Annotated in this window: 8 protein-coding genes; all 8 read right to left on the minus strand. The window is 44.9% G+C overall.

What is annotated here, in order from left to right; genetic code table 11:
* The coding region (locus ACXLDX_RS10230; RefSeq protein WP_457577083.1) for a histidine kinase dimerization/phospho-acceptor domain-containing protein at positions 1-766 on the minus strand (766 nt) is incomplete at its 3' end.
* A gap of 557 nt (positions 767-1,323) precedes the next feature.
* Positions 1,324-2,244, minus strand: a complete 921-nt coding sequence (locus ACXLDX_RS10235) for a DMT family transporter (RefSeq protein ID WP_457577084.1) — start codon at positions 2,242-2,244, stop codon at positions 1,324-1,326.
* Positions 2,245-2,604: 360 nt separating this feature from the next.
* The gene (locus ACXLDX_RS10240) at positions 2,605-3,336 is read right to left on the minus strand and encodes an ABC transporter ATP-binding protein (protein ID WP_457577085.1); all 732 of its coding nucleotides are present in this window, start codon (positions 3,334-3,336) and stop codon (positions 2,605-2,607) included.
* Positions 3,323-4,096, minus strand: a complete 774-nt coding sequence (locus ACXLDX_RS10245; RefSeq protein ID WP_457577086.1) for an ABC transporter ATP-binding protein — start codon at positions 4,094-4,096, stop codon at positions 3,323-3,325. The genes ACXLDX_RS10240 and ACXLDX_RS10245 overlap by 14 nt, the downstream gene beginning before the upstream one ends.
* 1 nt (position 4,097) lies before the next feature.
* Entirely contained in the window at positions 4,098-5,048 is a 951-nt protein-coding gene (locus ACXLDX_RS10250; RefSeq protein ID WP_457577087.1) for a branched-chain amino acid ABC transporter permease, read from the minus strand.
* On the minus strand, positions 5,045-5,941 hold the full coding sequence (locus ACXLDX_RS10255) for a branched-chain amino acid ABC transporter permease (protein WP_457577088.1): 897 nt from the start codon (positions 5,939-5,941) through the stop codon (positions 5,045-5,047). Before ACXLDX_RS10255 ends, ACXLDX_RS10250 begins: the two co-directional genes overlap by 4 nt.
* A gap of 74 nt (positions 5,942-6,015) precedes the next feature.
* Positions 6,016-7,140 (minus strand): branched-chain amino acid ABC transporter substrate-binding protein, encoded by a 1,125-nt coding sequence (locus ACXLDX_RS10260; RefSeq protein WP_457577089.1) that lies wholly within the window; start codon positions 7,138-7,140, stop codon positions 6,016-6,018.
* Between the two features lie 393 nt (positions 7,141-7,533).
* The coding region (locus tag ACXLDX_RS10265; RefSeq protein WP_457577090.1) for a sensor histidine kinase at positions 7,534-8,299 on the minus strand (766 nt) is incomplete at its 5' end.

Consider the following 8,299-nt stretch of genomic DNA (forward strand, 5'->3'; position numbering starts at 1 on the left):
CACAGTTTTCATTCACATCCTCGACAATGACAATGGTGCTGGGCAGGGTAACCCGCATCAACTTCATCACCTCTTTGACGATGGGGTGAATATGCAGCAGTTTCTCCTTCATCTCGCTCGAACGGGAAAAGGTCAACACCTGTTCCACAAGCGATTTTGCTCTTTTGGCGGCTTTAAGAATTTCATCCAGATAGGAGAAGACGGCGGGATCAATGTTTCTATCCCGTTTCATCTTCAGGCGTATAATTTCCGTATAACCCATGATGGGCGTCAGGACATTGTTAAAGTCGTGAGCCACCCCACCTGCAAGAGTGCCGATGGCTTCCATTTTCTGAGTGTGCCGCAACTGTTTTTCAAGTCGATACTGTTCCGTCACATTCTGGGCGATAACAATCAGGCCTGAAACCTCATCCGGTGTAATTTTGACCGGAGAACAGGTGATCTCAAACACAACCTCTTCGCCGTCGATCCCCAGCAGACCTGTTTCAATGGTACTGGTTTCTATCTGTCCTGTTCTGATACTGCGCTGGTAGGCACAATCCTCACATGAAGATGTTTTAATGCAGAAAATTTCATGGCAACGTTTACCGAAAGAATTGGGGTACCGTTCCTCCACCGCCCTGTTCAACCAATGAGCCCTGTGGTTCCGGTCAAAATAAATCATGACACCGGTAAAACCATCGGTAATGGCCTGTTTCTGGGCTTCGCTTTCTTTCAGTGCGGCTTCCAGTTTATTTTTTTCAATGAAATCCGGTTTATCCACCATATTCTCAGTTCCTGACAAGTACTGGTGTGCCTACTGTTGATAACACAGTATACATTCGAGAATACAGAAAAATCAAACAAAAGGTCCGACAACCACATGAAATAAAGGAAATAGAGAAAAACTTCCATCCCAGGTCAGGGCCCTTTTCTTTTTCCCTTGACGCCCTGGGGACCAGTCATTATTTATGACAGTTGATACTCGATTTACAACTGCTCTATCTGAAAATCCGCGAGCGAAGATTGTATCACCGCAGTCGGTATTTTCATGGGCTTTTTTGTGGCCCGGCCATAGAGTTCGGCCCGACCGGTTTATCCAGAAACCCGTGACGGCTTCGTGAATATTTTTCGGGTAACAATCTGAAAAATTGATATAACTACTCACAGGGATAGCAATATTTGATTTTATTACCTCTGAACTGTAATTGCTCACAGGTGCCGCAGATTTTTGCAGGCTCTTTTGTTCGCTATAGCCTACCTATGCGGACGAAAGAGACCGTGAAAAGCTGGGGTACCTGTGAGTAATTACCTGGTTTTTTAAATAATCAGGTCTGACCCTGCTTATCCCTGATCTTTTACCAATGCAGCCGACCCTTTTTTCTTTGATTCAGAAAATGCCTGAATGGACAGGCCACAGATTACAAAAGCCAGACCAACCAGTGTTGAACCAAAGATTTTTTCCCCAACCAGAAAATGAATAAAAAACAGGGAAAGAAAAGGTGAAATAAATATCAGATTCGCCACCTTTGCACTGCTTTCAGTCATCTTGAGAGCGCTAAGCCAGAGAACAAAGGTGACTCCCATTTCAAAAACACCTATATACGCTGCTCCTGTTAATCCCGGCGTAATCCGCAGTACATTCCCTTTGTCTATCCATAAAGTATACATGACAATAAAAGGAAGAACAGTGGCAAAATTCAGAAAAAGCCCAACCACCGGGTCCCGGGTATCCCTGGTGTTATAAATCCAGTAAAGAGACCAGATAACAGTTGATAGAAGAGCAAGACCAACACCGATGGGGTTGTCAAAATGAAGTGAAATGACATTTCCCTTCGTTGCGATGACCAGAACTCCAAAATAGCTGAAAGCAATAGACACCCATTGAACTCCCTTCACCTTTTGTCTTAGAATCGGGATAGACAGCAGAGACAGGGTGATTGCCCAGGTATAGTTTATTGCCTGGGCCTGTTGCGCCGGTAAAAGATCATAAGCCTTGAAAAGCACAAGATAATATAAAAAAGGATTCAACAGTCCGAACATGAGGGAAACTCTCAGTTCTTTCAGACCTGTTTTCTTCAGTTCCGGAAGTTTTTTTTGAAAAATCAGTATAACAAAAAGGACGGCACAGGAGACAGTAGAGCTGAAAAACAATAATTCTACAGGCGTGAGGTAGCGCAGAGACAGCTTGCCGGCACTCGCAATCGTAGACCAGAAACTGACGGCTGCAAGACCAAACAGGTATGCCTTTGTCTGCTGTTTCATTGTAACTGACCACAGGAATTCAACTGTATGTGTAACTGCTTACGATATCAATAACTTTACGACTTTAGCGTAATCATCAATGCACCACAATATCACGTCTGAATCATTTTGTTCATTAGAGTGTCTTCCCGTTTTGGCTGAACAGATTATTTTGTAAGCGAACACAGACAGTTCGAAAGATTGTGGTCAGGTAATTACTCACAGGTACCCCAGCTTTTCACGGTCTCTTTCGTCCGCATAGGTAGGCTATAGCGAACAAAAGAGCCTGCAAAAATCTACGGCACCTGTGAGCAATTACAGTTCAGAGGTAATAAAATCATACAACTGCGACCCCTGTGAGTAGTTACGTGGTCAGTTACATTATTTTTTCTGCTTTCCTAGATAAGCTTCCTGGATGCGTTCTGACTGCAGCAGTTCCCCGGAGGAGCCGGAAAAAACAATTTTACCGACTTCAAGAACATAGCCCCTATCCGCCAGCTTCAGGGCGGCCTTGGCATTTTGCTCAACCAGCAGAACAGTTACACCACTCTGGGCAATTTTTTTGATCTGGGCAAAAATTGCCTTGACCAGAATTGGGGCAATGCCCAGGCTCGGTTCATCAAGCAGCAGCATTTCCGGCTTACACATCAGAGCCCTGCCTATGGCCAGCATCTGCTGTTCACCGCCTGAAAGTGTTCCGGCAAGCTGCCTTTTTCTTTCCTCAAGCCGGGGAAAAAGATCATAAACCCAGGAGAGAACCTCCCTGTCCACCTTTTTTCTGGTATATGCTCCCAACATGAGGTTTTCTTCAACAGAAAGAATACTGAATACCTTTCTCCCCTCAGGTGAATGACTTATTCCGAGGCTGACTACCTTATGGGCAGGCAGCTTTGTCAGTTCATGTTCCTTGAATCGAATGGATCCGCTTTTTGCCTTTATCAACTGGCTGATTGTACGCATGGTGGTTGTCTTACCGGCACCGTTCGCACCAAGAATAGTAACAATTTCTCCGCGATTCACGTCCAGAGAAATCCCTTTTATTGCGGCTATACTGCCATAGGAAACTTCCAGATCTGAAATGCTGAAAAGGCGGTCATTTTTACTCGTCATCATCACTCCCCAGGTACGCCTCTATTACTGCGGGATTATCCTGAATTTCTCCAGGAGTACCCTCTGCGATTTTGCCACCAAAATTTATCACGGTCAGATATTCGGTTACTTCCATAACCAGGTCCATATCATGTTCAATCAGCAGAATGGTGACACCCTGCTCCCTGATTCTGTATATAGTTTGAATCAGATCCTGGGTCTCATTGTCATTCAGTCCTGCCGCCGGTTCATCAAGTATGAGCAGGAAAGGATTGACTGCCATGGCCCTGGCCATTTCAACTCTTCTCTGAATACCGTACGGCAGAGAGCCGACAGTGCTGGACGCAAACTCAGTCAGTTCAAAAAAGTCAAGAATCTCAAAAACTTTTCCCCAGTTTTTTCTTTCATCTTTTTTTGAGGACGGTGTATGGATTATTCCATGCCACAATTTCTGACTGCTTTTAATGTGTCGTCCACTCATGACATTTTCAGCAACACTCATCTGTCCAAAAAGTCGGATCGTCTGAAAAGTCCTGACAATACCCCTCTGCACAACCTGATGTGGCAAGAGGTCCTTGATTTCTTCTCCACACCATTTTATTGAACCTTCTTCACATGGATGAATCCCGGTGATACAGTTAAAGACCGTAGTCTTACCGGCACCGTTTGGGCCAATTATGCCATAAATCTGACCTTCCTGAACATGGAAGCTCAGATTATCCACGGCGACAAGCCCGCCGAATCTCTTTGTTACATTTGTCAGTATCAGTTCTCTGCCGGCCATACTATTTCCCTTTTGTTAAAAATTCTTTTGGAATTCTGCCGAATTTTGCAGGCCAGATTCCCCGAGGTCTGAGAATCATTGTGAAGATCATTGCAAAACCAAAAATAAAATAGCGCCACGTGGAAAATTCCCTGAAAATTTCCGGTAGAACAAACATCACAAACACCCCAAGAAGAATACCGGGAACCGACGAACCACCAACTATGACAATAGTAAAGAAAAGGACTGACTGTATAAAATCAAAGGCTTCAGGGCTGACCGCAGAATATTGATTGGCATAAACCGTCCCGGCCATTCCGGCAATTCCAGCACCCATTGCGAATGAATAAATTTTGTATACCCTGGTATTGATACCTATGCTGGAAGCGGCAAGATCATCTTCCCGCAGATAATGCAGAGCTCTGCCGGGTTTACTGGTTTCAAGATTATGCATAACCAGAAGAGTCAGTACCAGGACAAAAAGGGCAAAATAATATGGCATGAATTCAGCAAATGATGTCAATCCGGGGACTGTCATCATATCAAGTCCGAAGATTCCATTTGGTCCACCGGTGACTCCACCCAGATTATTCTGCAGGGTCTGAACAAAAACGATATTAAAGCCGATCGTAACCACAAGGAGATAATCTCCTCGAAGATGAATAATCGGGCCGGCAAGAATAATACCGAAAAGAGCAGGAATCAGAATTGCCAGGGGCAGTGTTGCAAGAACCGGAACACCGAATTTGGAATTAAGAATGGCCGTTGTATACGCTCCCATTCCGAAGAATAATGCCTGTCCCATGTTAAACATTCCGGCCTTTCCAAGAACAATGTCCTGACTCAGTGCAACGATGGTAAAAATCACAAAAGTCGTTGCCACAGCCAGCCACCTGGAGTCAAGGAAAGTCGGCAGCAGAGCCATTACGATGAAGAACAGAGGATATCCCGTTTGTTGTATTTTTTTTATCATACCTTTTCCGCCACCCTCTCGCCTAAAATTCCGGTTGGTCTGACAATCAGAATTACAATTAATAAAATAAAGGTAAAGGCATCGGCCCAGGTGCTCGAAATGTATCCGGCTATAAATGCGTTGAACAGGCCGAGAAGCATACCACCGAGCATGGCTCCGGGAATGTTGCCGATTCCACCCATGATGGCAGCAACAAAAGCATACAGGCCATACTGCCAACCCATATTAAAGGTGATGCCACGATAGTAAAGACCTATGAAAATGCCGCCTACTGCCCCGAGTGAAGAACCTATAATAAAAATCGTAACAATAATATTGTTTACATTTATACCCATCAATCTGGCAGCGTCCTGATCAATTGCACTGGCCCTGATAGCGGTTCCGATTTTGGTTTTTTCGACGAAAAAATAGAGCGCAATCATAAGAATCATGGAAAGAACCATGATAATGACCTGCATGAGACTGACTACCACTCCCCCTACTTCCCAGATAATCTGCGGTATCAGTTCGGGAAAAATGTGCATTTGAGGACCCCAGAGAAGCATGATGCCGTTCTGAATAACCATGCTGGCGCCCAATGCTGAGACAACTGCTGAAAGCCGAGGTGCGGAACGAAGCGGCCGATAGGCAAATCGCTCCAGAGTAAAACCGAGTATTGAAATGCAAATGATTGTTAGAACAAAAACGCCGAATACTGTAAGCACGGTGACCTGTCCACCCAGCAGCTTTGAAAAGATAAACAGTGCAACAAAGGCCGACCCGGCCACAAGATCGCCATGGGCAAAATTGATCAGCTTCATGACACCATAAACCATGGTATAACCCAGGGCAATCAGGGCAAACATGGAGCCTATGGTGAGTCCATTGACCAGCTGTTGTAAGAAAATATCCATGAGATTATTTCAATGGCAAAAGAAAGGGAGAGTGAAAAAATTTTTATTTTTCACTCTCCCAGGGCAGGATTTTACTATTTATGGACTATTTTATAACTGCCGTCTTTCTGGATCTCATACGTCATATATCCGCTGCCGACTCTGTTTCCATCTGCGGCAAAAGATATTGGACCGGTAATTCCCGGGTAATCTTTAAGGGTATGCAGGTAATCAGCCGCTTTTTTTGTATCAAAGCTTTTTACAGTTTCCATTGCATGAATAAATGCCCTCATGCCGTCAACATTAAGAATGGTCCAGATTGAAGGCGGCATCATTTTATACTTGGCCTTGTAGGCTTTCAGAAAATCTTTGGCCAGATCGTAGGGAAGCAGTTCCGGAGTGGGAACATTTATGATGTATGCACCCTGAGCAGCATTGCCTGCAAGCTTTACAAAGTCAACATTATCATTGGCGTCACCGCCGATAAAATCGGCCTTGATCCCGAGTGCAACCTGCTGGGAACGAATAAGACCACCATCTGAATAATATCCGCTGAAGAAAATCACATCAGGCTTCTTACCCTTAAGCTGGGTCAGAACCGGAGTAAAATTCTGTGAACCGGATTTAACTTTCTCCCGGGCTACGATGTTTCCACCCAGTTTTTTAATTGCATCCTGAACAGCGGTGGCAAGACCATCCGCGTAACTGGAGAAATCGGAAAGAATTGCTATTCTTTTGTAGTTCTTTACCTTAACCATATAGTCTGCGGCAAAGGTTGCTTCCGCACTGTTTGGAAAGGAATTCCTGAAAAAAGTCCAGTATCCGTGCTGAGTCAGGGTATCACTCGTTCCATCGGAAGTCTGCAATACACCAGCCCTGAAATAAGTGGCCTGAGCTGCTTCCGCACAGGTTGAAGTATAAGAACCAATGACCATGGAAACGCCTTTATTGACAAGATCCTTGGCACAGATGGCTGCCTTCATGGCAGTGCCTTCGTCATCACAGGAAATAACTTCGATTTTCCTGCCCATCACACCACCTTTTGCATTGATCTGCTCAGCAAGCAACCTGACAGACTGATCAATACCCTGTCCTTCGTTGGCATATTTTCCGGTAATTGGAGCCTGAACACCAACCTTCAGTGTTTCTTCGGCAAAAACCGGCCCTGATGCAAGAAAGGTGGCCATCAATGATATTGCCAGTACTTTGGATTTCAACATTTTTCCCTCCGATAATGAGTGTATGTTAAGTGATTGAAGAGACAAGAGAACTCTTTCTCTTCACCTGCGAAGCCGAAATTCTACTGCATTAATTGCCTGTTGCGAACCATACCAACCACAGAGGTCGGAAAGTGGATTACCTGGTGCCCGTCCATAGTTGGTCTTTTTGTCCGATATCTGCGTTGGCCGAAAAATTTTATCCTCGGAGGTAAGCGTAGACTCCGATATCAGTTATATGCCTGCGGCAAAATTTCCCGTGAGCCTTGATCTCGAACAAAAAACATCATTTCTGGACAGACACTAGTGTCCCGAGATGTATATGAAAAGATCAATAATTGCTTTTGCCGTCATACACGAAACGGAGTACAATCGTATTGGGTCAATGTGTGTCCGTCAGAGCCGCATTTCTGAAAAAGGAAGCCTTATTGTAAAAGTTGTACCTTTGCCGGTTTCACTTTTAACGGTGATTTCTCCTCCATGTTTTCTGACGATTGTCCGGCAGATTCCCAGCCCCAGTCCCGTACCTTTACCAGGTTCTTTGGTGGTGAAAAACGGATCAAAAATAGAGGGCAGGATCTCTTTTTCAATACCACATCCATCATCTGCAATAATTACTGTAATATCCTTTTCTGATGCTTTTGTGGTGATTGTTATCGTTCCCTCACTGTTTATTGCCTGTTTGGCGTTCAGAAGCATATTGAGAAAGACCTGACCCAGCTGGCTGCCAAGAGCTGGAAATTTCTCCAGGGGGCCGAAATTCGTCACGATGGTGATATTGCCGTCTCTTTTAAGGGACAGCAACCTGGTGGCCGTGTCCAGTTCCCTGTTTATATCAATGAGTTTATATTCAGTTTCATCCGGCCTGGCAAAGCTCATGAGATCCTGGATAAAGGAAGATATTCGATTGACCCCACTCTCTGTATACTCCAGCAGGGTTTCCAGTTGTTTTTCCTCTTTTTTGGTAACGGTTTCCCCCTTTTCAGCTTTTTGGGCAATATCTCTGCAAAGCGTGTGCAGCGGAACAATGGAGCCGCTGATATAGTTGAGCGCGTTATTGATTTCATGGCCCAGTCCGGCAGTCAGCAGGCCGAGGTTGGCCATTTTCTCCGACTGGACCAGCTGCATCTGGGCCTGTTGCAGTTCGGCGATTGAATCCTGC

The organism is Desulfomarina sp., from assembly GCF_054039375.1.

Coding starts and splice junctions, on each gene's coding strand:
- ACXLDX_RS10240 (WP_457577085.1), bottom strand. CDS start 3,336: ATGATGACGAGTAAAAATGACCGCCTTTTCAGCATTTCAGATCTGGAA.
- ACXLDX_RS10250 (WP_457577087.1), bottom strand. CDS start 5,048: ATGATAAAAAAAATACAACAAACGGGATATCCTCTGTTCTTCATCGTA.
- ACXLDX_RS10245 (WP_457577086.1), bottom strand. CDS start 4,096: ATGGCCGGCAGAGAACTGATACTGACAAATGTAACAAAGAGATTCGGC.
- ACXLDX_RS10235 (WP_457577084.1), bottom strand. CDS start 2,244: ATGAAACAGCAGACAAAGGCATACCTGTTTGGTCTTGCAGCCGTCAGT.
- ACXLDX_RS10255 (WP_457577088.1), bottom strand. CDS start 5,941: ATGGATATTTTCTTACAACAGCTGGTCAATGGACTCACCATAGGCTCC.
- ACXLDX_RS10260 (WP_457577089.1), bottom strand. CDS start 7,140: ATGTTGAAATCCAAAGTACTGGCAATATCATTGATGGCCACCTTTCTT.